Origin of the sequence: Agromyces ramosus, from assembly GCF_030817175.1 — a bacterium.
GTDB classification, from domain to species: Bacteria; Actinomycetota; Actinomycetes; order Actinomycetales; family Microbacteriaceae; genus Agromyces; species Agromyces ramosus_A.
This window is the reverse complement of record NZ_JAUSYY010000001.1, coordinates 853,292-879,416: the sequence shown is the minus strand read 5'-3', so window position 1 is coordinate 879,416 and position 26,125 is coordinate 853,292. Positions and strand designations below refer to the sequence as shown.

The following is a 26,125-nucleotide window of genomic DNA, read 5'->3' as shown; positions in this document are numbered from 1 at the left end:
CCCTTCGTCGTTCATGCGTGGGACGTTTCGGTGAGCTCGCCCGGCGCGGGCTCCCGGCCCGGGCGGCGGCTGGTTGCTACATTTGGGCCATCGCGGGTACGTGGGTGCCCGGAAGGAGCGCGATCATGAGCAGCACGACTCCCGGAGCGGATCCGGAGCGCCACGACGACACCACAGCCGACGACGCTGCGGTTCCCGCGCCGACGCCCGAGCCTGCGCCCGACGAGCCCCAGGTGGGCGACGCATACGACGACGCCGCGCCCGACGACGCACGAGCCGCCGACGTGACCACGCCGGAGCCTGCGCCACCGGCCGACGACGAGGCCCCTGACGCGGCCACCGCACGACTCGACGCGGCGGTCGAACGAGCCAACGCCGACGCCGCGGCATCCGAGGCCAATGGCATCGACGAGGCCACGGACACGCCCGCGCCCGTCCCCGCCGAAGCGGTGCGCCGCGACACGTACGTGCCGGCCGCGACGGTGGCCGCGGGCACCACGGCCGGGGCGGCAACGCTCGCCGACGAGCCCGAGCCCTACATCGCGCCGCAGCCTGCGCAGCAGACGATCTACGTTCAGGCGCCGACCCCTCCGAAGATGCGCAGCAACCGTGGGTTCGGCGCGCTCGTCGCCCTCCTCGGCACCGTGCTGTTCGCGCTCCTGTACGCGGGGGTCGCCTACCTGCTGCTGCTCGCGCAGGGCAACGCGGGCGAGGCGAACGCCGTGTTCACGGAGTTCCTCGTGAAGCCCGTGTTCTGGGTGCCGGTCGCCGCGTTCTTCATCGGGTTCGCGCTGCTCGCCGTGATCGTCAATCGCGGCCCGTGGTGGTCGTACGCCGTGTTCAGCCTGTTGGTCGCGGTGCTCGTGTACTTCTCCTACATCGGGGGCGCGCTGCTCACGGTCGAGGCGTGGACGCGCACTGCCGAGCAGGCGGGCGAGTTCATCGGACAGCGCTGGCTCGACCCGTTCGCGATCGCGGCGTTCGTCATCGCCCACGAGATCCCGATCTGGCTGGGCGGGTGGATCGCGGCGCGCGGGCGCTCCGTCACCGAGCGCAACCGGCTCGCGCGCGAGGAGTACGACCGCGAACTCGCGGCCGGCCCGCAGGTGCAGCGCTAGGCGTTCGTCGAGCTCAGGAGCCGCACGCACGCACCGGATCGGTCGGTGCGGCAACATCAGGTTGTTCGCCCCACGCAGAGAACGTGAACGAGCCGCTGCCGGTCGAGTCGCCCGCGGTGAACGCTCCCGGGAGCGGCGGACCGGTGCGCTGCACGGTCATCACGCCGGCGGGTGCGTCGGCGCTGCCGACGACGACATCGAGGGTCTGGGCGTCGCCCTGCGGCGGTTGCACCGTCAGTGTGGCGCTCGCCTCGAGCAGGTCGGCGACGAGTTCTCGCGGGTGCAGGAACGGCGCCCACTCCTCGACGAGCGACCCGCCCGACACGGCGCACACGAATCCCTGCTCCACCTCGGCGATGCCGGTATGTGCGGCGTACGCGGCGTTGCCGCGCAGGTAGGTGCGACCGTCGACGGCCACGACCTCGGCGCGGAGCGCGCCGGTCTCGATCGTGGCCGCATAGTGGTCGGGCCGGCCGGTGTACTCGACGCGGAGCGTGCGCCCGGGGCTCGGCTCAGCCCCGGCGGTGCCGGGCGTGAGCTCGGTGAACTCGCCCGAGTACGTCACGGTGCCGGCGTCGCCCACCGCGCGCTCGATCTCGTCGGCGGCGTCGCCGCCCCCGAGCAGCCAGAGCCCGTTGCCGGATGCCGGCTCGTCACCGAGCCGGTCGAGGGCGAGGTGGGACGGTGTGGGCGGGGCATCCGCGGGCTGCCCGCTGCACGCGGTGAGCGCCACGCCCACGAGCGCGAGCAGCGCGAGGTGACGCTTCACGACGACGCGTCGGCCACGCAGACGCTCCGGGCGCGCTGCGATGCGAGGGTCGCGGCGTCGAGTGCGACGTCGCCGCCGACCGCGGTCGGGCGCACGACGAAGCACGTATCGCTCTCGTAGAGGCCCGCGGCCGAGTACACCCACGCCTCGGTGCCTCCGCGCACGAACTGCGTGAGGTCGACGACGTCGCCGTTGCCGTGCACGGCATAGAGGCTGTAGGCGGCGTCGGGTCCACTCCAGTCGAGGTGCGCATTGCCTTCGTCGATCTGCAGGCCCAGTGCGCTGACCGCGACCGAGTCATCGGTCACGGCGGAGACGATGAACCAGGTCGCCGCACCCGCGAGGGCGAGCACGGTGAGAGCGATCGAGACGATGAACGCCGGATGCCGCCACCACTTGCGCTCCGACTGCGGGGCCTCGGCGAGCTCGGGCAGCACGGAGCCGGCGGTGCCGAGAGGTCGCGTGCCGGCGGAGGATCGGAGGGCGGGCTGGCCCGGGGCGGTGCCGATGGACGCACGAGGAGCGCCGGCCGGCGCAGGAGGGGGCATGACACTCGGCGCGGCCGACGACGCGAGCGCAGCGGCATCCGGCGTCGAGGCGAGGCGTTCGTGCTGCTTGAGGGTGCTCCGGAAATCGCGGCGACGTGAAGAGTCGGACATCGGTTCCCTTCGTGCTTCGCGGTGCCGTGCTGTACAGCCGTTCCGGCCGACCGCGTACCATGGTATCCCGGACGCCGGAGCACGATTCGTGCGCGACGACGGGAGACCAGTGGCGAGAGCGAGACGCCGCCATGCCCTGATGGGCAGCCTCTCATTGCTGTGCGCGCTCATCGCCTCCATCACCGTGGTCGAACAGGGGCCGCGAGCGGATGCCGCGCAAACCGACGAGGGCCTGACCTCGGTCGCCGTGCCGTACCTCGGCACCACGACGATCGAGCCCGGCTCGGGCTGGCAGATCTCCGACTGCGCGGTGCCGCGCGCCGCGACGGCGCTCGTCACCGAGTGCGAGTCGACGAAGCTCACCCTCACAGCGACGGCCTACGACCCCGAGGCGGGAGCGACCGTCGTCCCGGTCCCGCAGTCCAACGGCGCGACCTCGGTCGTCTTCCACTACACCGTGACCCTCGCGCCCCCCGAGCGTCCGACGGTCACCGGTGGTCCGGTGGGGTTCCCCGTTGCAGCGGGATCCACCGTGATGCTCCCGCTGAGCGACCTCGGCATCGAGTGCCCGGTCTGCGCCGATGGCGGCGCACTCGACGTCGTCGCGGTCGAGCCCCCGTCGGCCGGCACTGCGGCTGCGACCGGCACGCACCTCGTGTTCCGGCCGTCGGCCGCGTACTCCGGCAGCGCGGGCATCGTCGTGCGGTTCGCCGACGATTACGGCGCCTGGTCACCCGATGCGACGATCGACGTGCCGGTGTACCGCCCCGTTGCCGCACTCGTCGCCACGAGCGTCTTCGCCGCGGTCGAGGGCACGGAGCAGCAGGCGGTCGACCTGCGTCCACTGGTCTTCGGCATGGATGCCGGTGAGCTCCACTTCCTCGGATGCGGTGCCGCCGTGCACGGCACGGTCGTCTGCGCATCCGACGGCACGGCGATCTACATTCCGTCCGGAGCATCCGTCGACCAGTTCAGCTACCACGTCGCCACGGCGAACGGTGAGCAGGCGACCGGCTCGGTGACGCTCGTCGGCGACTCGTCCGAACTGCCGCCTGCGGGGCTCGTTCCCGCCTCGGCTGTGCAGCGTGGCGACGATGGCGTACCTTCGATGATCGTTCCCCGGGTGCCGGTCGAGCCCGGATCCGGCGGCGACGACGGGATCTTCAGCCCGCTCATCGAGACACTCGATGGAGTGGGGGCTGCGCGTTGAGTGAGAGGTGTGGACCATGACCGTTCGGCTGACGATCGGCGCGCCCGTCGCGCAAGGAGAGCCCGCATCGTGGCTGCTCAAGGTCGACGAGGCCACCACGGTGGGCGAGGTCGCCGAGTCGCTGGGTGTCGCGCCCTCCGCGCTCGACCCTCGTTCGACCGCCACGACGCCCTTCGGTGAATCCGCGCTGCTCTCGGGAGCGACGATCCCGGCGCAGGACCACGACGGTCCCGAGCCCGGCACGCTCCGGCTCGAGGTCGTCGGCGGCCCGTTCGCCGGTGAGACCATCCCCCTCTCATTCGGGGTCGCGGTCACGATCGGCAGTGCTCCGACGGCGCACCTCGCGATCTCCGATCCCTCGCTCGCGCCGCAGCACGCCGTTCTGAGCCTCGACGTCCCCGCGCCGGTCGAGGACGGGCGTCCCGCGCCGCTCTCCGCGACACTCGCGCCCGCCGTCGCCGGGGCTCCGATCTGGGTCAACGGCGACACCGTCGACGGCTCGGTCACGCTCGTGCCGGCCGACCTCTTCCAGCTCGGCAACAGCATGTTCCGGCTCGGCATGGCGCCCGGCTCCGACGCCGACCTCACCCGCGATGCGCTCGGTGCCCGCGGCTTCAACCGCCCGTCGCGGATCCAGCCGTCCAAGGCGCAGCCGGTCGTGATGCTGCCCGGCGACAAGCCGGAAGACCCCGACCAGTCGCCCATGCCCTGGCTCTCGGCGATCATCCCGGTCGTGCTCGGCGTCACGATGGCGATCGTGTTCGCCCGGCCCATCATGTTGCTCATGGCGGCGGCGAGTCCCATCATGGTCGTCGGCTCCTTCATCGCGAACCGCAAGATGGCGAAGAAGAAGGGCGTGAAGACCGAGAAGCAGTGGATCGCCGACGTCAAGGTGGCCGAGCGTCGCATCCGTGACCTCGCGAAGGCGCAGCGGCTCGATGGCTGGTATCGCATGCCCGACCCCGTGATCATCGCCGACATCGCCCTTCGGCCGCTGGCTCGCCTCTGGGAACGGCGCAAGAACGATGACGACGCGCTCCAGATCCGCGTCGGCGTCACCGAGGTGGAGCTCGATGTGCGCCTCGAGGGCGGCGGCAAGGATCGCACGACACAGGGGAGCGTCGGCGTCACGCCGCAACCGGTGGCCGCCGACCTCGGCAAGGGCGTCGTCGGCATCGCGGGCCCGGCCGATGCCGTGCGCAGCCTCGCTCGCGCGATGCTCACCTCGTTCGCGGCACTGCGTTCCCCGCGCGACGCCGAGCTCATCGTCATCTGCGACGCCGACGCCGACGCCGAGTGGGGCTGGACCCAGTGGCTCCCGCACGTGCAGGCCAGCAGCTCGGTCCCGGCGATGCTGGGCAACACCGACGACACCCGTCGCGAGCGACTCCGCGAGATCGCGGTCACGCTCGAGAATCGCATGCGCGCCGCCGGCCAGCGCGGGGCAGCCAGTCCCTCCGACATCCTCGTGGTCGTCGACGGCGCACGGGAGTACCGGATGCTCCCGGGCATGGTGCCGCTGCTCGAGCACGGCGCCGCCCACGGCATCCACGTGATCGCGCTCGACTCCGAGCGGGCCCGCCTGCCGGAGGAAGCGACGAGCGTCGTCGTGGTCGATCCCGCCGACCCCGCCCTCGCCCGGTTCGAGACCGGGAAGGAGTACTACCCGACGGTGCTCCTCGACGGGGTCTCGCTGCCGCTCGCACAACGGATCGCTCGGAGCCTGTGCTCCATCCAGCACGTGAGCGGCGTCGGCGACGACGCGATGCTGCCGACGAGCGTGCGCATGGTCGACCTGCTGAAGATCGACCTCGACGACCCGGCACCCATCATGCAGCGCTGGGCGAAGCAGCCGCGCAACACCTTCGTCGTCGTCGGAGCCAATGCCGACGGCGAGTTCGCGCTCGACATCTCACGCGACGGGCCGCACGCGCTCGTCGCCGGAACGACCGGCTCCGGGAAGTCCGAGTTCCTCCAAGCCCTCGTCGTGAGCCTCGCGCTCGCCAACCGGCCAGACGCCCTGAACTTCGTGCTCGTCGACTACAAGGGCGGCTCCGCGTTCGCCGACTGCGAGCGGCTGCCGCACACCGTCGGCATGGTCACGAACCTCGACGCACGCGAGACGGAGCGTGCACTCGCCTCGCTCGATGCGGAGCTCAAGCGCCGCGAGGTGGTGCTGCGCGACATGGGCGCGAAAGACGTCGACGCGGCCTGGGCGAAGGACGCAGAGACCGCCGCCCAGCGCGGCCTGGCGCGCCTCATGATCGTCATCGACGAGTTCGCCGAGCTCAAGACCGAGCTCCCCGAGTTCATCGACGGCCTCGTGCGCATCGCGCGGGTCGGTCGTTCGCTCGGTGTCAACCTCGTGCTCGCGACGCAGCGACCGGCCGGTGTCATCACGGCCGAGATGCAGTCGAACATCAACCTCAGGGTCGCGCTGCGCGTCACCGACCGTTCGGACTCCTCCGACATCCTCGGCTCGGGCGAGGCCGCGCTGATCAGCGCATCCACACCGGGCCGCGGCTTCGTGCGGCTCGGGCCGAGCGCGGCGCCGAGCGGATTCCAGACCGCGCGCGTGGCCGGCATCCGGCCCGGCGTCCAGCGCGTCGTCAAGGTGCTGCCGCCCGCGGCCAAGATCGAATGGGAGACGCTCGGCTTCCCCGTCAGGTATCCGCAGACGTCGTCCCAGCACGAGGAGAACCGCGATCACGACGACACCGATCTGCGGGCCGTCGTCGACGTCATCACCGAGGCGACGAACCGCCTCGGCATCGCGAAGAACCCGTCGCCGTGGCTCCTTCCGCTTCCCGCCGTGCTTCCCCTCGACAAGCTCGCCGACACCCCGTTGAAGCCGACCGAGCTCCTGCTCGGGCTCGAGGACGTCCCGGGCGAGCAGTCCCAGCGGCCGTTGACGTGGGACGTCGCGAACGGCTCGCACATCCTGTTCCTCGGCGGGTCGATGTCGGGACGCACCACCGCCCTCCGGACGCTGCTCGCACAGACGGTACAGCGATTCACGCCGGCCGACCTCCATCTCTACATCAGCGACTTCGGCAACGGCGCGCTGCTGCCGTTCGCCGATGCCCCGCAATGCGGCGCGGTGGTCACGCAGCTCGACGGCGACCGGCTGCCACGCCTGATGCAGCGCGTGCTCGAGGAGCTCGCCACTCGCCAGGCGACCCTTTCGAGCGCCGGTGTGGGCCACATCAACGAACAGCGCGCGCAGGCCGACCCCACGACGGCATTGCCGTACGCGATCTTCGCCGTCGACGGCTGGGAGCGCATGAGCTCGACCATGAACCCCGACCAGCTGGTCGCGTTCCGAGAGCAGTTCATGCGGGTGCTCCGCGAGGGTCCGGCGGTGGGCGTGCGCGTCGTCATGACGGGCGACCGTGGCATCTCGGGCGACAAGGTCTCGTCGTTCATCGACGAGCAGTACGTGCTTCCGATGCGCGACATCAACGACTACCGCACCGCGGGAGTCATGGCGAAGGATGTCCCGCTGAACCTGCCGGCCGGACGCGCGCTCTGGGGCGCCAACGGCTCGGAGGCCCAGTTCGCCGTGCTGGTGCGCGACACGAGCGGTGAAGCGCAGACCACGGCGCTGCGCCGCACGATCGAGCACGTCCGCGACCACTTCGACCAGTTCCCGCAGCTCGCCGAGCTGCCCCAGCCGTTCCGCGTCGATCCCCTGCCCGGATACATGGCGCTCACCGCGGCGTACGAGCTCCCACTGGGTGACGGCGGCGGCGAGGACGGCCCCGTCGTGGCGATCGGCGGCGACCGCCTGTCGAAGTTCACGCTCGACTGGCCCGGCGACGGCGGTTTCGTCGTCACCGGCGACCGGCGATCCGGGCGGTCCTCGACGCTCGCGGCCATCGTGCACCAGCTCGCCTGGCGCAAGGAGCCGTTGCTCGTCGTCTCGCCCCGCGCCTCGGTGCTGACCGAGCTCGCCGAGCGCTCCGGCATCCCGGTCATCAGCGCTGCCGATACGCAACCGGCGCAACTCGACGAGATCCTCGCACCGTTCGACGGCCGCGTCACCGTCGTCGTCGACGACGCGGAGCAGTTCAAGAACGCACCCATCGAGCACGCGCTGACGGGCATCAAGCATCGGGCGACGTTCATCGTCGCCGCCGACACCGACTCGTTGTCGACGCTCTTCGGCGGGCCGTTCGTCGAGGCGAAGAAGGCGCGGCGGGCGTTCGTGCTCCGGCCGGGGGCGGCCATGGTCGGCACCCAGGCCGTCGGTGCACCGATCCCCAAGTTCATGCTCGGGCAGGCGCCCGCCGGTGGCGGCGTGTTCACGACGCCGAGCGGGTGGATGCCCGCGCGCGTGCCCGACGTCAGGCAGTGACCGGCTCGGTGTCCTCCATCGACCGTAGACTCGACTGGGCCGCCGTTGCGGTCCGTGTACTCGAAAGGTGATGCCCCGTGGTCTCTGCACGCTGCGCGTATTGCGATGCCACACTGCAGCCGAACAGCATGTTCTGCACCTCGTGCGGGCAGCTCGTTCCGCAGTCGTCGTCGAGTCGTCCGCCGGCGCCGTACTCGGGTGGCCCGGCTCCGCAGCGGCCCGCCGGTGGCGCGTCTGCAGCGACCTCGCGGGGTCCGATCGAGCCGGTGCCGCTGCCGTCGCTGCTGCCGTGGCAGCAGGCCCAGGCGAGCGAGCAGAAGCCGACGTCCGCCGCATCCGCCGAGGTCCGAGGTGTGGCGCTCTCGAAGGTCGAGCTCTCGTTCTCGACCGGCCAGCGCGTCGTCGTCAGCGGCACGGCGGTCATCGGCCGCAAGCCCGGCCAGACCGCCGCCGCCACGGGCGCGCAGGCGATCGAGTTGCTCGACGACACGCGGTCGGTGTCGCGGGTGCACCTCTACTTCGCCCTCGAGGCCGGTCGCATGACCGTGGCCGACGCGGGTTCCAGCAACGGCTCGAGCATCGAGCGCGCCGGGCAGCAGATTCCCCTGCAGGGCGCCGGTGCTCCCGTCGAGGTCGTGCCGGGCGATCGAGTGTGGGTCGGCGACCTCAGCTTCGAGCTCCGCCCGGCCGTCTAGCGAGGGTCTGGAAAGATGGCAGGCATGGCGAGTGAGCATCCACCGGTGGCATCCGGAGCGTCCGACTTCCGGGTGCCGACCGAACGGGCAGGGGTCGCGAGCCGGGCGCAGGGGCAGGCGCTGACCCTCGGCATCATTGTCGGAGGTGCGATCGTCGCGCTCGGCACGTGGGGTCTGGTCTCGTCGATCTCGGGTGGCCGCGAACCCGACTCCAACACCTCCCTGCCGGCGATCTTCTTCATCCTGTTCGGCTTGGCGGTGCTGGTCGCGATGGTTGCGGCGGTGAACCGGTGGCGGCGCAATCTCCGTCAGGCAGTTGGCGACGACGGGGTCGTGCTCGCCGTCGACGGGCAGCGGGTCGGGCTCGGCGCGTTCGGACCTGTCGACTGGACGGAGATTCGCGAGATCGAGTTCCGCGACCGCCGTTCCGGTGACGGGGTGTTCCGCGGCACGCCCGGGGCATACGGCCGCGTCCTCGGCTTCCACTTGCGCATGCGAGGCGGCAAGAGCGAGATGGACGTGCTCGTGACGCTGCACGACGCGGCCCGTGCCCGTGCAGCTGAGCGTTCGGGCGCGGCATCCGGAATGGTTCGCGACGAAGGCGGGCGTGCGGTGCTCCGGCTGCCGTTCGGCGCCGCCCTGCCGGTGACGGCGTTCCACGACGCCTTCCGCGCCGTCGAGACGGTTGCCGCTGCGCGTGGCGTCGCGGTTCGCTACGACGACGGCGCCTCGGTCTGAGCAGCGTCGCGCATGGGGAGCGATCCCCATGTGCTCATTTCCCCTCATCGGGTAGCGTTCAGGGAGTCGGGTGAGCCGGAGGCATCGCGGATGTCGCGGAGCTGGCACGGCATCCGGTTGTTCCCAGTTGATCCACGGAGGAAATCATGGCGGAAATCCGCGTTACTTCGGACTCGCTTGCGGGCGTCGCAGGCCAGCTCTCGAGCGGCTCGCAGTCCATCGAGTCGCAGTTGTCGAACCTGAAGTCCCTCGTCGAGGGGCTGATCTCGGGCGACTGGAGCGGCACGGCGTCGCAGAGCTTCAACGAGCTGTACTCCCAGTGGGACCAGGCCGGTCTCCAGCTGAAGGAGTCCCTGCAGGGCATCAGCGACCTGCTGAACCAGGCGGCGCTGTCGTACGAAGACAGCGAGAACGCGATCGCGGGCACGTTCAACGGTTGATCCGTGCGGATGCCGGCGCACGGTGTGCGTCGGCATCTCTCTTCGCCTGATTGCTTCTCGACGGTTCTAGGGGACTGGCATGGTCTACTTCAAGGTTCGCGCAGATTCGCTCAGCGATGTCGCCGGGCGCATCGGCACCGTGATCGCGACGTTCGACGCGAATCTCGCCGGCGTGTCCTCGACGGTGACGTCGATGGCGCAGACGACGTGGCGTGGTCTGGACGCCGACAAGTTCGCCGAGGAGTGGGCGAACTTCGAGACGCAGGCGGCGATGGTGCGCCAGGCGCTGTCGACGTTGCAGATGAAGCTGATCGCCGCAGACGGCACCTATACCCGCACCGAGACCGGGGTGAAGACCTCGTTCAACGGGGCGGCTCCCACGGTCGCCGCGGTACGCAAGGCGTCGTCGCCACTGAGCACCCGCGTCGCCTCCGGCGAGGAGAAGGCCGAGGACATGGCCGAGTTCTTCGGCCGTGACTATGCCGGCGACGACGAGGTCGAGCAGTTCGGCGGAGGAATGGTCGGCCGTCGTGGCGGCGGTCAGGCCACGGGTGGCGGTCCCGGTGACAGCGACGGCGATGGCGACGACGACCAGATCGGCACCGGGGTCTTCCGGTTGGGTGCCGATGGCGAACCGTTCGTGGCTCCTGAAGGCGGCGCGGGCCTCGAGGCGGCGTCCGCCGAGGGCGATTCCGAGAACTCGGCCGAGTCGGCTGCGACGCAGAGCGGGGTGCAAGATGCCTGAGCAGCAGGCGGATGTCGCGGAGCTGGCGCAGCTGGTCGCCGCGATGGGTGAGCTGAAGAACTATTGCGACGCGTTGCGACAGGGCGCGAGCGTCTTCGCATACATGCTGCCGAACGAGTGGCAGGGCCCGGCGATGGGCGCGTTCCTCGGCAACTTCGAGGCGTGGGCGGCGTCGGCGTCGGCGATGCACACCTCGGCGACGCAGCTCGAGGCGCAGGCGAAGGTCGTGCAGGCCGCGTACGACACCGCGATCACGAATCTTGACACGATGTGGAACTCGCTCAAGTCGAGTATCCCGGGCAGCTGAGGCAGACGATCATGACCACGGTGCAACTGAATGCTTCCCAGCTCGCACTCGATGCGAGCTCCCTCGGGGGACTCGCGACCAGGCTGCGCGCCGCTGCCGAGAGCTGCGAGAGCTCGCTGCGCGGCACGACGTACATGGCGGGCGACGACGAGGCCGCGCGAGTGTTCGCGCAGGGCGAGGGCACCGACGGGCAGGGCTACGACGAGTACGCCGTCTCGGCGCTGAAGAACGTGCGTCTCGCTGCCGACTTCGTCGAATCGCTCGAGGCGGCGGTGAACAACACCGGTCGGGTCTACGACGGCGTGCAGCTGGTCGGCGCCGGCAAGGCCCCCGAGTCGAGCGGCATCGCCGAGTTGCGGCCCTCGTTCGGCTCACCCTCGGCGTCGGTGCCGACGTCGTATGGCGAGGGTCCGCAGGAGCCGTTGGGGGAGTTCGCGGACTTCGTGCTCGACAAGCTCCGGGAGTACGGGGTGCCGTTGCCGTGTGCCGACTCCGGCAAGCTCGACAGCGCATCGTCGGCGTGGAGCAGCCTGCAGGGCGGACTCGTTCCGATCGCGAGCTCGGTGCGTGGCGACCTCGGGTCGGTCTCCGGGTTCCGGATGCCGCAGCAGGCGAGCATCCAGGAGTCCCGCGACAAGCTCGGAAACTGGATCGACGAGCTCGCCGAGTCCGCCGACGGCATGCGCGACTACGTCGACCAGATGAAGCAGAACGTCGAGCAGGCGTGGCACGAGATCCGGTGGTTCCTCGCGCAGATGGCGATCGAGATCATCGCCGAGATCGCGATCGGCGCGGTCCTCGGCGCAATCTCCTTCGGTGCCGGTGCAGTCGCGATGACGGCGAAGATCCTCGTCACGGTCGGCAAGTGGGTGCTGAAGATCGTCGACAAGTGCAAGGATCTCGCCCGCATCATGCGCGCGATCGGGTCTGCTGCAGCTCGCATCGGCAATCGACTCAAGGGACTGCTCGCACGGGCGGTCAACGAGGCGGCCGCGGCCGGTGTCGCGAGCGCCGGCGCGTCGTTCACGGTGAACCAGATCAGGTTGAACTCCGGCAGCGAGTTCGATGCGAACTACCAGGCGCAAGACGTCTGGGGCAACGCAGCAGCGTCGGCGATCGGTGGCGGTGGCGGCGCGATCGTCGGCGGCGCGGCCTCGGCCATACGCCGCGGTCCGAACGCGGGCAACCTCGACGGCCCCGACACGTTCCACGGCAACGTCATCGGCGGCATCGCCGACGGTGCGTTCAGCACGGCCGCCGGTGCGACCCTCTTCGGCGAGGAGGGCAACTACGAAGGCGCCATGGTGCTCGGCGCCCTCATGGGCGGCGGCATGCACTTCCTGCCGGGCGGAGGTGGCGGTGGTCACACGAGCACCCCGACCAGCGGCAACGCCGGCTCCCCGTCGCAGACGACGATCCCGACGCCGGGCGGCAGCGGCGGACCCGCGCCCGTGACGACGGCTTCACCCGGCGGCGTCAGCGTGCCCGGTGACGGCGCGCCCACCCCCGGTTCCGGCGGTGGAGGGTCGAACACGAGCGGTGGCGGATCATCCGTCGACGTCAGCAACGATGCCCCGACGCCGGGCACCGGCGACGCCGGCACCGGTGGGAGCGACAGCGGCCCCAGCGTCGAGATGCCCGCCGCTCCCGACTCGTCGGCTCCTGAGACGTCTGCTCCTGAGACGTCTGCTCCTGAGACGTCCGCCCCGGAGACGTCCGCTCCTGAGACGTCCGCCCCGGAGACGTCCGCTCCGGAGACGTCCGCTCCTGAGACGTCCGCTCCTGAGACGTCCGCTCCTGAGACGTCCGCTCCTGAGACGTCCGCTCCTGAGACGTCCGCTCCTGAGACGTCCGCTCCTGAGACGTCCGCTCCGGAGACGTCCGCTCCTGAGACGTCCGCTCCTGAGACGTCCGCTCCTGAGACGTCCGCCCCTGAGACGTCCGCCCCTGAGACCTCGGCTCCGGAGACCTCGGCTCCGGAGACCTCGGCTCCGGAGACCTCCGCTCCGGAGACCTCGGCACCTGAGACCTCCGCTCCGGAGACCTCGGCACCTGAGACCTCCGCTCCGGAGACCTCGGCCCCTGAGGCATCCGCTCCCGAGGCGGTGCCGGCAGCCGGAGGCACGGGCACGAGCACGACGCCCGCGTCGTCTGGCCAGGACGCCGACGCCCCCGCCGCCGACGATGCCGCTCCCACGCACCCCGAGGCGCCGGCGACCGAGGGCGATGACGCAGACGCCGATTCGTCGAACGACGATGCTGAAGCCGACGGTGATGACGTCGACGCCGAGGCGGCCGCTGCGGCCGCGGTGGGTGGCGGCGCTGCTGCGGCGGTGCTCGCCATGCAGCTGCCGAAGCCGTCCACCTTGTCGCCGACTCAGGGTGGCAAGCCCGGCCCGGCGACCGGTGCCGATGCAGGCGCCGACAGCCAAGCTCACGGCAGCAGCTCGAACGACTCGGGCAGCGGCGATGCGCCGGTCGCACCGGATGCGCCGACCTCGAACACCGGCGACGGCTCCGATGGTGCAGCCGACGCCACGGCACCGGTGAACCCGCCGACGAAGCTCACGCTGCAGCAGATCCTCGATGCGCTGAAGGCGATCAACCCGAACTTCGACCCGCTCAATCCGAAGAGCGAGTACAACAACAACTGCGGCAACACCTCGTCGATCCTCAACGATGTGCTCAACGGCTCGCCCGTCACCGAGGCGCCCACGGGCACGTTGTCCACGCCGCAGATGGAGGCGCGCACGGGCCTCCCGCAGACCGCGATGACGCCGCAGCAGGTGATCGACTCGCTCGTCGCCCAGGGTGCCGGTTCGCACTGCGTCGTGGGCGTCGACCGCTCGACCGGTGCCGGACACTGGTTCAACGCGTACTTCGACGGCACGACGGTCTGGACGCTCGACGCGCAGAACGGCACCATGACGCCGTTCCCTCCGCACGAGCCGAACGCGACGAACTGGGACGCGTCGATCCACCCCGATCACGTCGCTCCGGTACCACCTGGAGTCGATTCGACTGCTCCGGATGCCACGACGCCCGCCGTCGACGGTGACGGGTCGCCCAAGTCGGGTCAGCCCGACGCGACCGGTCGCGGCGAGTCGACGGATGCCCCGACGACTGCTGCCCCCGACCGCCCGTGGACCCCCGAGATGGGCGACCCGGTATTCTCGGGCGCCGACAACGGGCCGGGCTGGCAGCGGGTGCCCGATCGCGTGACGAATCCGATCGACCCGAGCTATGGCGACGTGCGAGCGCCGGGTGAGAGCGGCGCCCTTGCGGATCCGTACGCCCACCCGGGCACGGTGCCGGCGGAGATCGCACACCTGATCACCGATCCTGAAGCGCCCTACGGTCGCGACACCGACGGCACCCCGTTCTCTCGCACGGAGTGGGAGGCTCGGTACACGAACGCGGATGGGCGTCCGATCTACCCCGGGAACGACGGAGGCACGCAGGGCTCGTTCGTGGAGTACCACGACATGGACGCGTTCATCGCGGATTACGGAAGCCTGCTCGACCGAATGGGCGATCCGTCGGGCGGCTTCCTGTCGTTCCCCGGTACCCCGTTCGAGATGCGGTCGTTGCCGCCGAGCAACCTGCGCGATGCGTACTCCATCTACGAGATGGGCAGCCGCCTGCCGCAGGGTGTACGCATCGAGGTGTCAGAGATCGCCCCGGCGTTCGGACGTGATGGTGGCGGTCTGCAGGTACGGATCCTCGGTGCCGACGGCACTCCGATGACGGTCGATCAGCTCGTCCTCGACCGCGTGCTGCATCGCACCGAGGTCGATGGCGCCAACGGCCGGTACACTCACGGCACTCCGCCAGCGGCGCCCACGGCGGCTCCGGCATCCGGCACGGGGGCACCGGACGTCGCTCCTGAGGCGCCCGCACGAACCGGTGCACCCGAAACGAGTGGCCCTGAGGCGCCCACGCCAGTCGATGCCGCATCGGAGGCGGGTCAGGCAGAGGGCGGTACCACCGCCTCGCGCGAGACGATGCGATCGATCCCGACGGCCGCCACCGTCGACGAAGCAGCGGCGGTCGTCGGCGAGAACGCGGCGGCCATCGAGCCCGCGACGACGCAGTTGATGCAGGAGCTCGCGGCATCCGTCGACGGAGAACTGGCCGGCCTCGAATTCCGGCTCAAGGCGCCCGACTCACTGGCGCGAAAGATCGCCAGCGACGCCGCGGTCGACGGGCTCACGCCGGCCGAAGCGGCCTCTGCCGTCTCCGATGCGCTGCGCTACACGATCCGCACCGACGCCGCCGGCTACACCGGTGCGGTGCGGGACACGCTCTCGGCGCTTCGCACCCAGGGTTGGGGCGTCCGGGTGAAGAACTACTGGCTCGTCGACAGCAACCCGTACCAGGGCGTGAACGTCGCACTCACGAGCCCGACCGGACAGCGCGTGGAGCTGCAGTTCCACACGCCGGAGTCGCTGGCGCTCAAAGAAGGCCGCTTGCACACCCTGTACGAGCAGTACCGGGTGAGCACCGACGCCGAGGTGCGTGCGCGACTGAACGCTGAGATGTTCGCAGCAGCAGCCGATCTCGCTGTCCCGGCCGATGTCGCCTCGATCTCGGGGGCGGAAGCCGACCAGCCGCACACGCCCCCGGTGACCCCACCCTCGCGAGGCGCCGCCCCTGTCGCCCCCAGCCCACGCGGCAGCGCTGCCGAGCACGATTCCGACGGTGCCGCCCACGAGGTCGACGAGCCGTCCGATGCGGCCGACATCGATGCACTGCTCACGAGCATCGACGATGAGCTTGCCAGCAACGGCCTGCTCACCGATGCGCCGCTGCCCGATGACGTACGGGCGGACATCGAGCGCGAGCTGCGGATCGACTCCGCAAGCGATGGCGTGACGCCGGCCAGCAGCCTGTCGACCCCCAACTCGTCTGCCACCGAGGGACTCAACGGGCGCGAGCTCGCGAGGGCCCTGCGGGACGAGACGCCGACGCCCGCGCTCCGGGTGATGGTCAACCAGGGATCACCCGGGCACGACCCCATCTACACGAACGTGAGTGCGACCACCCTCGAGGCGGATCACATCCACCCGCTCGTCCAGATCGTCGACATGCCGGGCTTCCGCGACCTCACGTGGGAGCAGATGCTCGAGGTCGTGAACCTCGCCGACAACTTCGTCGGCCTCGAGGGCGGCTCGAACTCGTCGAAGGGTGGGCGCACGTTCGCGGAGTGGTTCGCGGCCGGTGGCCATCTCGGCCGTGGGCCGGTTCCAGCCCATATCGTGTCCGCATGGTCTCGCATCGGGCAGCAGGCCGAGGCGGCCGTGCAAGCTCACATCGATGAGCTCCTGCGTGGCTGACGTGTCGACGGATCGTGTCATCATTCAGCAGGCCCCCCGAGCGAATGGAACTTGTCAGTGACCCTCCAGATCAGTGAGTTCTCGCGGCAGATCGGTTCGGCGCTCGTCGCGGTCAACGCCGCAGACACCCTCGCGTCGCAGGCATCCGCACTCCTCGACCTGTTCGAGTCGCATGCCGACGAGCTCCGTGATGGCTTCAGCCTCCAGGCCGGGTGGGCGCCGTTTCTCTTGATCGCCCGCGGTGAGGGGCGCTTCGACGTGGCCGCGCCCGACTTCGCGACGAAGACGCCCGAGCACGTCGGTTGGGTCACCGACCTCACGCTCGCGCTCTGGGTCCTCAATGGACAGGTGGTCCTCGCGCGCGAGGTGCAGGGCGCCGAGGCGGCTCCGGTCCGGTTCGGCGACACCGTGCTGTGCTATCGCGGCATCGAGGGTGCCGACCGGCTGGTCATGAGCCGCACGACGCGGAGGGATGCCCCCGATGACTCGGGATGGTACATCGACGTCTTCCCGCAGCCGAGTGAGGAGCGACCGGCGGAGGACTTCGTTCGGTGGCCGGCGTACCAGACGCTCGGCATCAACAAGCACATCGCGCGCGCACTGCTCCTTCCGGAGGGCTACGGCGCCATCGTGAGCGCATCGCGAATCGATGCCATCATCGACCTCTCGACCAGGAGCGTGGTCGTGCGAGGACCGCTCTGACCCTCTGTGGCATCCGGCCACCGACTACTCTGAAGGGGTGCAATCCATGGGCACCAGGTTCTACACGCGAGAGACGCCGAACGGCGCTCGCATCTTCGCCGTCTCGCCGCAGCTCGGCGAGTTCCGATTGGACGGCGACCACTGGACTGCGCTCGAGGGCGACCCGATCCTCGGCCGGCTGCTCGACGGCGACCCCTACCTCGACGAGATCGACGAGCCGCCCAGCGCTCCTCCGCTTCCGGGTGCCGGCGAGGCGCATCGATCCGCACTGGGGAATTGAGGCCTGCAGGTGACGTCACCCGACCCGGCCGGTGACGATGCCGAGCTGATCGCCTTCGCTGCGAAGGGCCGGATCATCACGTTCCCCCCGCGTGACGCGGTGCTCCGCATCGGCAACATGGAGCTGCTCTACGAGATCGTCGAGGGCGGCGACCGATACGAACTCCAGAAGACCGAGCGAAGCGCCGCTCCACTCCTGATCGTGTCGAGCGAGTCGCTCTCCGTGGTGCGCTCCAACCTCATCCAGCTCATCGGCGTGAGCGTGCGAGCGCACCTGAGGCTGCGACCGGTGGCGCTGCCAACCGCGTCGAGCGACCTCCCGGCGGGATTCAGCCTCGACGAGGCCGCGAGCAGTGGAGTCGAGCTCGCATGGGTCGACGACGGCGTTCGGCGCTCGGCGCGATTCCGCGCCGGGGGCGGCGGTACGTCCGCGGCGGTGATGCTCGCGCACTACGTGCGTGCATCCGAGAGTGAGCTCATCGCGGCGCTGCTCGATCCGGGCGGTCGACCGCTCTTCAGGATCCGCTGACGCAGGTCGCGTGCGGGCTATGCCGCCACCGGCTGGAGTTCGACTCGCCGCAACCGGTCGGTCACGACCAGGTCGCGGATGCCGATGAAGTCGTCGGCGATCGTGAAGCGCAGGCCGCCGCCGGGCTGGCCGAACCAAGGCTGCACGAGCTCCGCCCGCACGAGCACATCCGCCGCGGACACGAAGCGGTGCACGGATGCCCCGTCGACCAGTGCACTCGGCGGCAGCGCCCGCTGCTCGACCGAGGTGCCGGCCGGGAACAGCATGACGCCGTCGAGGGCGCCGATGCGGTCGAGCGCGAGGCGGGGCGGAAGGGCGATCAGCAGCGAACCGCCGGTGGCCAGGCGGCCACGGAGTTCGTCGTAGTGTTCGGAGGCCGCGTCGCCGAGCATCGCGAACGCGGTCGCATTCGGCCGTTCGGGGGCGGGGAGCGGCCGGCTCACATAGTCGAGGAGACCCAGTGCCGCCTGCTCGGCGTCGTCCCAGCGCCCGAGCGGTGCCTCACGCCCGTAGTCGACGGAGACGAGCTCGAAGCCGTCGCCGCTCGGACGAAGCGAAAGCGCGCCCTGCAGCGGTTCCTGGCCATCGCCCGGCAGGAGCACTTCGCGCGCCGTGAATCCGCGCTCGGTCAACGCTCGTCTGAGATCCTCGAACATGGGGTCAACGATAGCCGTTCGACCGCGTCGGCCGCGGTGGGCAGGACTGCCCATGGCGATATGGTGAGTGACAGGCTTACGGTGCCCATCAGTGCGCGTACGCGTGGTGCGCGGGTCGCACGAGAATCAGTTTCGAAGGGGTTGGAACGGACATGGCCGAATCAGGTGCCGCCGAGTGGAAGCCACAGGTCGTCGCGCTCGAGGCGTTGCCGCCAGACGAGCGTGCCCTGGCCGACACCGGCAGAACCCTGTTCGAGCAGCTCGCTCGCGACGCGGGCGAGGCCGACACGGGTCCGCTCAACCTGGTCCCGCTGCCTGAGGGATTGGGCGTCGCGGTCGTACGCGCCGTGCGCGGCGGTGGAACGATCTTCGTCGCCCCCGACTCGAGCGTGCTCTACCTCGGCTCCGCGATCGACATCTCGGTCGGGCTCGACGCATTCCGCGAAGGACAGCGCACCCCGCTGTCGAAGTTCGAGTAGAGGCCGGAAGGGCGAACATGACGGAACCCGCGCTCGCCGCACGCTGTGCCGAGCTCAGAGAACCGATCCGCGAACTCGTGCAGGCTGGGCTGCGAGCGAACGCGCGGCCGGAGTACTACCCCGAGCTGACCGAGAAGCTGCGCGTGATGCAGGGCATCCTCGCGAACGGCGTCGCCGGCATCGAGGAATCCGGTTACCTCACCTGGCATCGCGACGCCGAGCCCATGCTCCGGCGCGCCGAGGCGCTCATCGCCGAAGACAAGGGCGACGAGGCGTGGGCGCTCTTGAAGAACCCCGAGCTCGGCCTGTACCCGGTCAGCCTCGCCTGCAGCGGCTGCGAAGGCTGGTAGCGCCCACGACCGACGCGCACGCGCCGGCTACTCGGCGGGTCGAGGCCAGTCGGGGTCCAGTCGAGGCGCCTTCCACCGCAGGTTGGCGAGCGTCGATGCGTGCACGGTGCTGGGGATCGCGTGCGCCGACGCCGCCGCGAGCGCGGCCCTGACGGTCGTCTCGGTGTCCGTCTCCGAGAGCACGGCGTCGAGGAGCAGCGACAACACGCCGCGTCGGCGGCCGTCGGGCCATCGCCCGTAGAGCGTCACCCGCCGTGCGGCGGCCCGATCGTCGAACCGGCGCCGCAGGGACTCACCGTCGCGCACCGCGATCTCGCACAGGATCGAACCGTTGCCGGCCTTCAGGGTCAGTTCGCCCAGACGGCCGAGCAGCGGGATCGCACGCAGCCGGTCGGTGCGCGGCCGATCGTTCAGCACGGCGATGAACTCGATCTCGCCCCACGCGATCTCGGGCGCGCCCGCGAGCGTGATGCCGTGCTCGGTGATCGTGCAGGCGGAGGCCGACCGGCCGACGAGGAGCAGCAGCATCCGTCTGCGCAGCACGCTCGAGACCACGAGCCCAGCGGATGCCGCGGCGACGACGCCCACGAACACGTACGGGATCCACGACCCGACGCCGGTCGCGGCGATGGTCCAGATGGCACTGACGCAGATCGCGAGGAGCCCGATGCCCACGAGGATGAACCCGGAGTTCCAGCGGCCCGCCGTGTGCACCTTGTCGACGTCGAGCGCGACCTCGTAGCGCCACGGCTGCGATCGCGCGGGCGGACTCGATTCGTCGGGGTGCATCCAGGGCCTCTCGAGAGCGGTCGGTTCGACGCTCATGATCGCACGCGCCCAGCGCTCGGCGGTTGCGCCGGCGGCGTACGCTCGAAGCATGGACCCGCGCCGCACGGCCTGGATCGTCGCCGCGTTCGCCGCGGCCCTCGACCTCGCACTCGTCGTCTGCGCGTTCGGCTTCGTCAGCCTGCTCAGCGACGTGGAGGTGATCGCGGATCCCGCGGCCGGCCGGTTCGTCGCGCCCGCAGCGGTCGGGGCATCCGTCGTCGCCGTGCTGCTCACGCTCGCCCACACGCTTCGCCGCCCCGACCGGATGTTGCCGAGCGTCGTGTTCGCGGCGCTCTGGAGCTGGCTCGCCGCCGTCGTGGTCGCCCTCGTCGGCTTCGCCCTCGCGAGCACGGCGAACACGGTGGTGGCGGCGCTGCTGTTCGGGCTCGGCTTCGGCATCGGATGGTTCGGCCTGCTCATCCCCGCGCTCGCCGCGCTGACGGCGTCGTTCGCGGTGCTCGTCGCACGTGGCCGCGACGCGGGCATGGAGCGGCCCCGCTGGCCGTGGGAGCGCGACGACGAGGAGTGAGGGATGCCGCGCGGCGCGCCAGTGCGGCATCCACCCCACGGTCCGCGCCCTCGCGGCAGTATCGTGAACGGGTGGAGGGTTCCATCGAGGCGCGCGTCAGCCACGAGGTCGACCGCTGGCTCGCATGGCTGCCGCGGTGGCGACCGGGCACGCACCGCGCCCGCGTGCGGCTCTGCCAGCGCTGCTTCGGCTCACCGATCCTCGTGGCCGCCGGGCTCGATGTCGACGTGCCGCATCCGGTGCAGCACGCGTTCTCGATGCGCATGAAGGGCATCATCGACACCGCCGTCGACGACTACACCGCACGCAACCTCCCGATGCTGCACCGCGAGATCCGCCTGGCCGAGGAACGCAAGGCCAGGCGGCCGTACCGGGCGGGCGAGGGTCTCGAGCCCGAATTCCTCGGTCTCGACCTCGACCCGGAGCCAGCGCCCGACCAGCCGTTCCTCTTCACGCTGAGCGGACTCGAGGCCGATGCCGCGGCCGAGAATGCCGAGCCCGCGCCGCGGCCGTTCACTCTCGAGGAGAAGGAGGCGCTCCGCGAGGAGGTGCGGCTCGCCGACGAGTTCGCCAAGCAGCTCGGCCGCCGCATCTGCGTCGAGCTCGCGCAGCACCGCGAGCGCATCGGCGTCGCGGTGGCGCGCATCGTCGAACCGCAGGTCGCCGAGCTCCTCGCCGACCTCGACCGCGAACTCGACGCGCCGGGGTGGCCGGGCTGAGGGGCATCCGTCGCCATTTGACCGACGACGAGCCGCCGACTACTATTGACCGGGTGTGCGCGTTCTGCGCGCTTGAACCGTGCCCGATCAGCAGGAGCCTCTGAGGCCTCAGCCCAGGTCGGCGCAGCACGAGTTCGTACAAGTCGCACACTGCAAGGGTCACCCACGGGTCGGCCCCCACGGCATACCCACCATCTCACAAGCCCTGCAGCTCTGCAGTGCCGGTGGGTCATGATGTGAAATTCATCACGCTGTCACCGTGCAGCACAAACAAGGAGAAGCAGTGCCAACCATTCAGCAGTTGGTCCGCAAGGGTCGCTCGCCGAAGGTCACCAAGACCAAGGCTCCCGCCCTGAAGGCCAACCCCCAGCAGCGGGGCGTGTGCACGCGTGTGTACACCACCACCCCGAAGAAGCCGAACTCCGCGCTCCGCAAGGTCGCTCGTGTGAAGCTCTCGAACGGCACCGAGGTCACGGCCTACATCCCCGGTGAGGGCCACAACCTCCAGGAGCACTCGATGGTGCTCGTTCGCGGCGGTCGTGTGAAGGACCTCCCCGGTGTGCGCTACAAGATCATCCGCGGCGCGCTCGACACGCAGGCCGTGAAGAACCGCAAGCAGGCCCGCAGCCGCTACGGCGCGAAGATGGAGAAGAAGTAATGCCTCGCAAGGGACCCGCTCCGAAGCGCCCCGTCGTCGCCGACCCGGTCTACGGTTCGCCCGTCGTCAGCCAGCTCGTCAACAAGATCCTCATCGACGGCAAGAAGGACCTCGCCCAGCGCATCGTGTACGAGGCGCTCTCGAACGTCGCCGAGAAGAACGGCCAGGACGCCGTCGCCACCCTCAAGAAGGCGCTCGACAACGTGCGCCCCACCCTCGAGGTGCGTTCGCGCCGCGTCGGCGGCTCGACCTACCAGGTCCCCGTCGAGGTCAAGCCTCATCGCGCCAACACCCTGGCCCTCCGCTGGCTCACCAGCTACGCCAAGGCTCGTCGCGAGAAGACCATGACCGAGCGTCTCACCAACGAGATCCTCGACGCCTCGAACGGCCTCGGTGCCGCGGTCAAGCGCCGCGAAGACACCCACAAGATGGCCGAGTCGAACCGCGCATTCGCCCACTACCGCTGGTAGCAGGCCGAGCGGATGCCGCGGCAGCACGCTGCGGCATCCGCTCACCTCATCTTTTTCGTTCCTGAACATCCCGGAGGAACCCCCGTGGCACAAGACGTGCTCACCGACCTGAACAAGGTCCGCAACATCGGCATCATGGCGCACATCGATGCCGGCAAGACCACCACCACCGAGCGCATCCTGTTCTACACGGGCGTCAACCACAAGATCGGCGAGACCCACGACGGCGCCTCGACGACCGACTGGATGGAGCAGGAGAAAGAGCGCGGCATCACGATCACGTCTGCCGCCGTGACCTGCTTCTGGAACAAGAACCAGATCAACATCATCGACACCCCCGGCCACGTCGACTTCACGGTCGAGGTCGAGCGCTCGCTCCGCGTGCTCGACGGCGCGGTCGCCGTCTTCGACGGCAAGGAGGGCGTCGAGCCCCAGTCCGAGACGGTCTGGCGCCAGGCCGACAAGTACAACGTTCCGCGCATCTGCTTCGTCAACAAGATGGACAAGCTCGGCGCCGACTTCTACTACACGGTCGACACGATCATCAGCCGCCTCGGCGCCAAGCCGCTCGTGCTGCAGCTGCCGATCGGCTCCGAGTCGAACTTCGAAGGCGTCGTCGACCTCGTCGAGATGCGTGCACTCACCTGGCGCGGCGACGCGAAGGGTGACGTCCAGATGGGCGCCAAGTACGCCATCGAGGAGATCCCCGCCGACCTCGTCGACAAGGCCGCCGAGTACCGCACCGCGCTGCTCGAGGCCGTCGCCGAGACGAGCGACGACCTCATGGAGAAGTACTTCGGCGGCGAAGAGCTCACCGTCGCCGAGATCAAGGCGGCCATCCGCGGCCTCACGGTCAAGAGCGAGATCTACCCGGTGCTCTGCGGCTCTGCCTTCAAGAACCGCGGCGTGCAGCCCATGCTCGACGCCGTCATCGACTACCTCCCGTCGCCGCTCGACGTGCCCGCCATCGAGGCGCACGACGCTCGTGACGAGGAGAAGGTCGTCATGCGTCACGCCGACGCGACGGAGCCGTTCACGGCCCTCGCGTTCAAGGTCGCCGTGCACCCGTTCTTCGGTCGCCTCACGTACGTTCGCGTCTACTCCGGCCGCCTCGACAGCGGTGCCCAGGTCATCAACTCGACCAAGGGCAAGAAGGAGCGCATCGGCAAGATCTTCCAGATGCACGCCAACAAGGAGATCCCCGTCGAGTCGGTGACCGCCGGCAACATCTACGCCGTCATCGGCCTCAAGGACACGACCACCGGTGACACCCTGTGCGACCCGAACAACCAGGTCGTGCTCGAGTCGATGACCTTCCCCGAGCCCGTCATCGAGGTCGCGATCGAGCCGAAGACGAAGGCCGACCAGGAGAAGCTGGGCACCGCGATCCAGAAGCTCGCCGAGGAGGACCCCACCTTCCGCACCGAGCAGAACTCCGAGACCGGCCAGACGGTCATCAAGGGCATGGGCGAGCTGCACCTCGACATCCTCGTCGACCGCATGAAGCGCGAGTTCAACGTCGAGGCCAACGTGGGCAAGCCCCAGGTGGCCTACCGCGAGACCATCAAGCGTGCGGTCGAGAAGCACGACTACACCCACAAGAAGCAGACCGGTGGTTCCGGCCAGTTCGCGAAGATCCAGTTCGCGATCGAGCCGCTCGAGATCGAAGGCGACAAGATCTACGAGTTCGAGAACAAGGTCAGCGGTGGCCGCGTTCCCCGCGAGTACATCCCCTCGGTCGACGCCGGGTTCCGCGACGCCATGCAGTACGGCATCCTCGCGGGCTACCCGATGGTCGGCGTGAAGGCGAGCCTGCTCGACGGCGCGGCCCACGACGTCGACTCCTCGGAGATGGCGTTCAAGATCGCCGGCTCGATGGGCTTCAAGGAAGCCGCTCGCAAGGCGAACCCCGTGCTGCTCGAACCGCTGATGTCCGTCGAGGTCCGTACTCCTGAGGAGTACATGGGCGACGTCATCGGCGACCTGAACTCGCGTCGCGGCCAGATCCAGTCCATGGAGGATGCCGCCGGCGTGAAGGTCGTGCGTGCGCACGTCCCGCTCTCGGAGATGTTCGGATACATCGGCGACCTTCGGTCGAAGACCTCTGGTCGCGCGGTGTACTCGATGGAGTTCCAGAGCTACGCGGAGGTCCCGAAGGCCGTGGCCGACGAGATCGTCCAGAAGAACAAGGGCGAATAGTCCGATAACGCACGAGCCTGCCGGTTCGCGTAACATATCAACACAACCCCCGTAGACCACCGGTCGCAATCCAGCGCCCGGCGGTTCTACACGAGTCCTGAGGAGGACCCACAGTGGCTAAGGCCAAGTTCGAGCGGACCAAGCCGCACGTCAACATCGGAACCATCGGTCACGTTGACCACGGCAAGACGACGCTCACCGCCGCAATCTCGAAGGTGCTCGCCGACAAGTTCCCGTCGGCCACCAACGTGCAGCGCGACTTCGCGTCGATCGACTCGGCTCCTGAAGAGCGTCAGCGCGGCATCACGATCAACATCTCGCACGTCGAGTACGAGACGCCGAAGCGCCACTACGCGCACGTCGACGCCCCGGGTCACGCCGACTACATCAAGAACATGATCACCGGTGCGGCTCAGATGGACGGCGCGATCCTCGTGGTCGCCGCCACCGACGGCCCGATGGCCCAGACGCGTGAGCACGTCCTGCTCGCCAAGCAGGTCGGCGTGCCCTACCTGCTCGTCGCGCTCAACAAGTCCGACATGGTCGACGACGAGGAGATCCTCGAGCTCGTCGAGCTCGAGGTCCGCGAGCTGCTCTCGAGCCAGGGCTTCGACGGCGACAACGCTCCCGTCGTGCGCGTCTCCGGCCTCAAGGCCCTCGAGGGCGACGAGAAGTGGACCCAGTCCGTTCTCGACCTCATGGAGGCCGTCGACGAGTCGATCCCCGACCCGGTGCGCGACAAGGACAAGCCCTTCCTCATGCCGATCGAGGACGTCTTCACGATCACCGGTCGTGGCACCGTCGTCACGGGCCGCGCCGAGCGTGGCACGCTGAAGATCAACTCCGAGGTCGAGATCGTCGGCATCCGCCCGACGCAGAAGACCACGGTCACCGGCATCGAGATGTTCCACAAGCAGCTCGACGAGGCTTGGGCCGGCGAGAACTGCGGCCTCCTCCTTCGCGGCACGAAGCGCGAAGACGTGGAGCGCGGCCAGGTCGTCGTCGCTCCCGGTTCGGTCACCCCGCACACGAACTTCGAGGGCACCGCGTACATCCTCTCCAAGGAGGAGGGCGGTCGTCACAACCCGTTCTACGCGAACTACCGTCCGCAGTTCTACTTCCGCACCACCGACGTCACCGGCGTCATCACGCTGCCCGAGGGCACCGAGATGGTCATGCCCGGCGACACCACCGACATGACGGTCGAGCTCATCCAGCCGATCGCCATGGAGGAGGGCCTCGGCTTCGCCATCCGTGAGGGTGGTCGCACCGTCGGCGCCGGTACGGTCACGAAGATCATCAAGTAGTCCCACCGCTCCAGCGGAGCGGATGATACACCGACAGGGGTCGGGC

Annotated in this window: 25 protein-coding genes; 20 read left to right on the top strand and 5 right to left on the bottom strand. The window is 69.6% G+C overall.

The features are described 5' to 3' along the window. Nucleotides 1-125 precede the first annotated feature (125 nt). Nucleotides 126-1,118 (top strand): hypothetical protein, encoded by a 993-nt coding sequence (locus QFZ26_RS04230; protein WP_307039555.1) that lies wholly within the window; start codon nt 126-128, stop codon nt 1,116-1,118. A gap of 13 nt (nt 1,119-1,131) precedes the next feature. Here QFZ26_RS04230 and QFZ26_RS04225 read toward each other — a convergent pair whose 3' ends face one another. Both QFZ26_RS04225 and QFZ26_RS04220 read right to left on the bottom strand, forming a co-directional pair. Next, entirely contained in the window at nt 1,132-1,887 is a 756-nt protein-coding gene (locus QFZ26_RS04225) for a hypothetical protein (RefSeq protein ID WP_307039553.1), read from the bottom strand. Further along, a complete protein-coding gene (locus QFZ26_RS04220) occupies nt 1,884-2,546 on the bottom strand; it encodes a hypothetical protein (protein WP_307039551.1) in 663 nt (220 codons plus the stop codon). Before QFZ26_RS04220 ends, QFZ26_RS04225 begins: the two co-directional genes overlap by 4 nt. Nucleotides 2,547-2,685: 139 nt before the next feature. Between QFZ26_RS04220 and QFZ26_RS04215 the strand changes: the two genes are divergently transcribed. The 7 genes from QFZ26_RS04215 to QFZ26_RS04185 all read left to right on the top strand — a co-directional run bounded on the left by QFZ26_RS04215 (nt 2,686) and on the right by QFZ26_RS04185 (nt 11,038). Then, nucleotides 2,686-3,756, top strand: a complete 1,071-nt coding sequence (locus tag QFZ26_RS04215) for an Ig-like domain-containing protein (protein ID WP_307039550.1) — start codon at nt 2,686-2,688, stop codon at nt 3,754-3,756. Between the two features lie 16 nt (nt 3,757-3,772). Then, the gene (locus tag QFZ26_RS04210; protein ID WP_307039548.1) at nt 3,773-8,113 is read left to right on the top strand and encodes an FtsK/SpoIIIE domain-containing protein; all 4,341 of its coding nucleotides are present in this window, start codon (nt 3,773-3,775) and stop codon (nt 8,111-8,113) included. Nucleotides 8,114-8,190: 77 nt separating this feature from the next. Then, complete coding sequence (locus QFZ26_RS04205; protein WP_307039546.1) at nt 8,191-8,808, top strand: FHA domain-containing protein; 618 nt, start codon at nt 8,191-8,193, stop codon at nt 8,806-8,808. A 24-nt stretch (nt 8,809-8,832) separates the two neighbouring features. Continuing rightward, nucleotides 8,833-9,546 (top strand): hypothetical protein, encoded by a 714-nt coding sequence (locus QFZ26_RS04200; protein ID WP_307039544.1) that lies wholly within the window; start codon nt 8,833-8,835, stop codon nt 9,544-9,546. A gap of 146 nt (nt 9,547-9,692) precedes the next feature. Next, on the top strand, nt 9,693-9,986 hold the full coding sequence (locus QFZ26_RS04195) for a WXG100 family type VII secretion target (RefSeq protein WP_056010942.1): 294 nt from the start codon (nt 9,693-9,695) through the stop codon (nt 9,984-9,986). Nucleotides 9,987-10,065: 79 nt separating this feature from the next. Beyond that, complete coding sequence (locus QFZ26_RS04190; protein ID WP_307039542.1) at nt 10,066-10,731, top strand: WXG100 family type VII secretion target; 666 nt, start codon at nt 10,066-10,068, stop codon at nt 10,729-10,731. Then, nucleotides 10,724-11,038 (top strand): hypothetical protein, encoded by a 315-nt coding sequence (locus tag QFZ26_RS04185; protein WP_307039539.1) that lies wholly within the window; start codon nt 10,724-10,726, stop codon nt 11,036-11,038. The genes QFZ26_RS04190 and QFZ26_RS04185 overlap by 8 nt, the downstream gene beginning before the upstream one ends. Before the next feature lie 1,363 nt (nt 11,039-12,401). Here the strand turns inward: QFZ26_RS04185 and QFZ26_RS18820 are convergent. Further along, nucleotides 12,402-13,382: a pentapeptide repeat-containing protein gene (locus QFZ26_RS18820; RefSeq protein WP_373460748.1), complete on the bottom strand. Its 981-nt coding sequence runs from the start codon at nt 13,380-13,382 to the stop codon at nt 12,402-12,404. On the opposite strand from QFZ26_RS18820, the gene QFZ26_RS18815 reads away from it, so the two are divergent. From QFZ26_RS18815 to QFZ26_RS04165, 4 genes are read left to right on the top strand one after another with little or no spacing between them, the layout of a single operon-like run. After that, nucleotides 13,381-16,374, top strand: a complete 2,994-nt coding sequence (locus QFZ26_RS18815; RefSeq protein ID WP_373460747.1) for a glycohydrolase toxin TNT-related protein — start codon at nt 13,381-13,383, stop codon at nt 16,372-16,374. The genes QFZ26_RS18820 and QFZ26_RS18815 overlap by 2 nt on opposite strands. 57 nt (nt 16,375-16,431) lie before the next feature. Further along, nucleotides 16,432-17,076 carry an immunity protein Imm33 domain-containing protein gene (locus tag QFZ26_RS04175; protein ID WP_307039536.1) on the top strand — a complete coding sequence of 215 codons (645 nt, stop codon included), beginning with the start codon at nt 16,432-16,434 and terminating at the stop codon, nt 17,074-17,076. A 46-nt stretch (nt 17,077-17,122) separates the two neighbouring features. After that, nucleotides 17,123-17,356: a hypothetical protein gene (locus tag QFZ26_RS04170; protein ID WP_307039534.1), complete on the top strand. Its 234-nt coding sequence runs from the start codon at nt 17,123-17,125 to the stop codon at nt 17,354-17,356. 9 nt (nt 17,357-17,365) lie between these two features. Beyond that, entirely contained in the window at nt 17,366-17,884 is a 519-nt protein-coding gene (locus QFZ26_RS04165) for an Imm61 family immunity protein (RefSeq protein ID WP_307039532.1), read from the top strand. Between the two features lie 17 nt (nt 17,885-17,901). Here QFZ26_RS04165 and QFZ26_RS04160 read toward each other — a convergent pair whose 3' ends face one another. Then, a complete protein-coding gene (locus QFZ26_RS04160) occupies nt 17,902-18,540 on the bottom strand; it encodes a TNT domain-containing protein (protein ID WP_307039530.1) in 639 nt (212 codons plus the stop codon). A gap of 152 nt (nt 18,541-18,692) precedes the next feature. Between QFZ26_RS04160 and QFZ26_RS04155 the strand changes: the two genes are divergently transcribed. Next, the gene (locus QFZ26_RS04155; RefSeq protein ID WP_307039528.1) at nt 18,693-19,019 is read left to right on the top strand and encodes a hypothetical protein; all 327 of its coding nucleotides are present in this window, start codon (nt 18,693-18,695) and stop codon (nt 19,017-19,019) included. A 17-nt stretch (nt 19,020-19,036) separates the two neighbouring features. Next, complete coding sequence (locus QFZ26_RS04150; protein ID WP_307039526.1) at nt 19,037-19,369, top strand: hypothetical protein; 333 nt, start codon at nt 19,037-19,039, stop codon at nt 19,367-19,369. A gap of 27 nt (nt 19,370-19,396) precedes the next feature. On the opposite strand, the gene QFZ26_RS04145 is transcribed toward QFZ26_RS04150, so the two are convergent. Next, nucleotides 19,397-20,158, bottom strand: a complete 762-nt coding sequence (locus QFZ26_RS04145; protein ID WP_307039524.1) for a hypothetical protein — start codon at nt 20,156-20,158, stop codon at nt 19,397-19,399. A gap of 88 nt (nt 20,159-20,246) precedes the next feature. Here QFZ26_RS04145 and QFZ26_RS04140 point away from each other — a divergent pair, with 88 nt between their 5' ends. The 6 genes from QFZ26_RS04140 (at nt 20,247) to tuf (ending at nt 26,079) form a co-directional block, all read left to right on the top strand. Further along, nucleotides 20,247-20,726, top strand: coding sequence for a DUF6121 family protein (locus QFZ26_RS04140; RefSeq protein ID WP_307039521.1), 480 nt, complete (start codon nt 20,247-20,249; stop codon nt 20,724-20,726). Between the two features lie 71 nt (nt 20,727-20,797). Then, nucleotides 20,798-21,445 carry a spermidine/putrescine ABC transporter substrate-binding protein gene (locus QFZ26_RS04135; RefSeq protein WP_307039519.1) on the top strand — a complete coding sequence of 216 codons (648 nt, stop codon included), beginning with the start codon at nt 20,798-20,800 and terminating at the stop codon, nt 21,443-21,445. 283 nt (nt 21,446-21,728) lie between these two features. After that, the gene (rpsL, locus tag QFZ26_RS04130) at nt 21,729-22,103 is read left to right on the top strand and encodes a 30S ribosomal protein S12 (protein WP_022889720.1); all 375 of its coding nucleotides are present in this window, start codon (nt 21,729-21,731) and stop codon (nt 22,101-22,103) included. Beyond that, nucleotides 22,103-22,573 (top strand): 30S ribosomal protein S7, encoded by a 471-nt coding sequence (gene rpsG, locus QFZ26_RS04125; RefSeq protein WP_022893887.1) that lies wholly within the window; start codon nt 22,103-22,105, stop codon nt 22,571-22,573. The genes rpsL and rpsG overlap by 1 nt, the downstream gene beginning before the upstream one ends. 84 nt (nt 22,574-22,657) lie before the next feature. Next, nucleotides 22,658-24,772: an elongation factor G gene (fusA, locus tag QFZ26_RS04120; protein WP_307039516.1), complete on the top strand. Its 2,115-nt coding sequence runs from the start codon at nt 22,658-22,660 to the stop codon at nt 24,770-24,772. 113 nt (nt 24,773-24,885) lie between these two features. Continuing rightward, complete coding sequence (tuf, locus tag QFZ26_RS04115; protein WP_307039514.1) at nt 24,886-26,079, top strand: elongation factor Tu; 1,194 nt, start codon at nt 24,886-24,888, stop codon at nt 26,077-26,079. The last annotated feature ends 46 nt before the right edge of the window (nt 26,080-26,125 follow it).

Excerpts from the sequence above, each read along its gene's own strand:
- QFZ26_RS18815 (WP_373460747.1), top strand. The coding sequence starts at position 13,381 with ATGCAGCTGCCGAAGCCGTCCACCTTGTCGCCGACTCAGGGTGGCAAG.
- QFZ26_RS04160 (WP_307039530.1), bottom strand. The coding sequence starts at position 18,540 with ATGTTCGAGGATCTCAGACGAGCGTTGACCGAGCGCGGATTCACGGCG.
- QFZ26_RS04215 (WP_307039550.1), top strand. The coding sequence starts at position 2,686 with ATGGGCAGCCTCTCATTGCTGTGCGCGCTCATCGCCTCCATCACCGTG.
- QFZ26_RS04150 (WP_307039526.1), top strand. The coding sequence starts at position 19,037 with ATGACGGAACCCGCGCTCGCCGCACGCTGTGCCGAGCTCAGAGAACCG.
- QFZ26_RS04220 (WP_307039551.1), bottom strand. The coding sequence starts at position 2,546 with ATGTCCGACTCTTCACGTCGCCGCGATTTCCGGAGCACCCTCAAGCAG.
- QFZ26_RS04200 (WP_307039544.1), top strand. The coding sequence starts at position 8,833 with ATGGCGAGTGAGCATCCACCGGTGGCATCCGGAGCGTCCGACTTCCGG.
- QFZ26_RS04185 (WP_307039539.1), top strand. The coding sequence starts at position 10,724 with ATGCCTGAGCAGCAGGCGGATGTCGCGGAGCTGGCGCAGCTGGTCGCC.
- QFZ26_RS04170 (WP_307039534.1), top strand. The coding sequence starts at position 17,123 with ATGGGCACCAGGTTCTACACGCGAGAGACGCCGAACGGCGCTCGCATC.
- QFZ26_RS04190 (WP_307039542.1), top strand. The coding sequence starts at position 10,066 with ATGGTCTACTTCAAGGTTCGCGCAGATTCGCTCAGCGATGTCGCCGGG.
- QFZ26_RS18820 (WP_373460748.1), bottom strand. The coding sequence starts at position 13,382 with ATGGCGAGCACCGCCGCAGCAGCGCCGCCACCCACCGCGGCCGCAGCG.
- QFZ26_RS04140 (WP_307039521.1), top strand. The coding sequence starts at position 20,247 with ATGGACCCGCGCCGCACGGCCTGGATCGTCGCCGCGTTCGCCGCGGCC.
- QFZ26_RS04145 (WP_307039524.1), bottom strand. The coding sequence starts at position 20,158 with ATGCACCCCGACGAATCGAGTCCGCCCGCGCGATCGCAGCCGTGGCGC.
- QFZ26_RS04155 (WP_307039528.1), top strand. The coding sequence starts at position 18,693 with ATGGCCGAATCAGGTGCCGCCGAGTGGAAGCCACAGGTCGTCGCGCTC.
- QFZ26_RS04210 (WP_307039548.1), top strand. The coding sequence starts at position 3,773 with ATGACCGTTCGGCTGACGATCGGCGCGCCCGTCGCGCAAGGAGAGCCC.
- rpsG (WP_022893887.1), top strand. The coding sequence starts at position 22,103 with ATGCCTCGCAAGGGACCCGCTCCGAAGCGCCCCGTCGTCGCCGACCCG.
- QFZ26_RS04195 (WP_056010942.1), top strand. The coding sequence starts at position 9,693 with ATGGCGGAAATCCGCGTTACTTCGGACTCGCTTGCGGGCGTCGCAGGC.
- QFZ26_RS04230 (WP_307039555.1), top strand. The coding sequence starts at position 126 with ATGAGCAGCACGACTCCCGGAGCGGATCCGGAGCGCCACGACGACACC.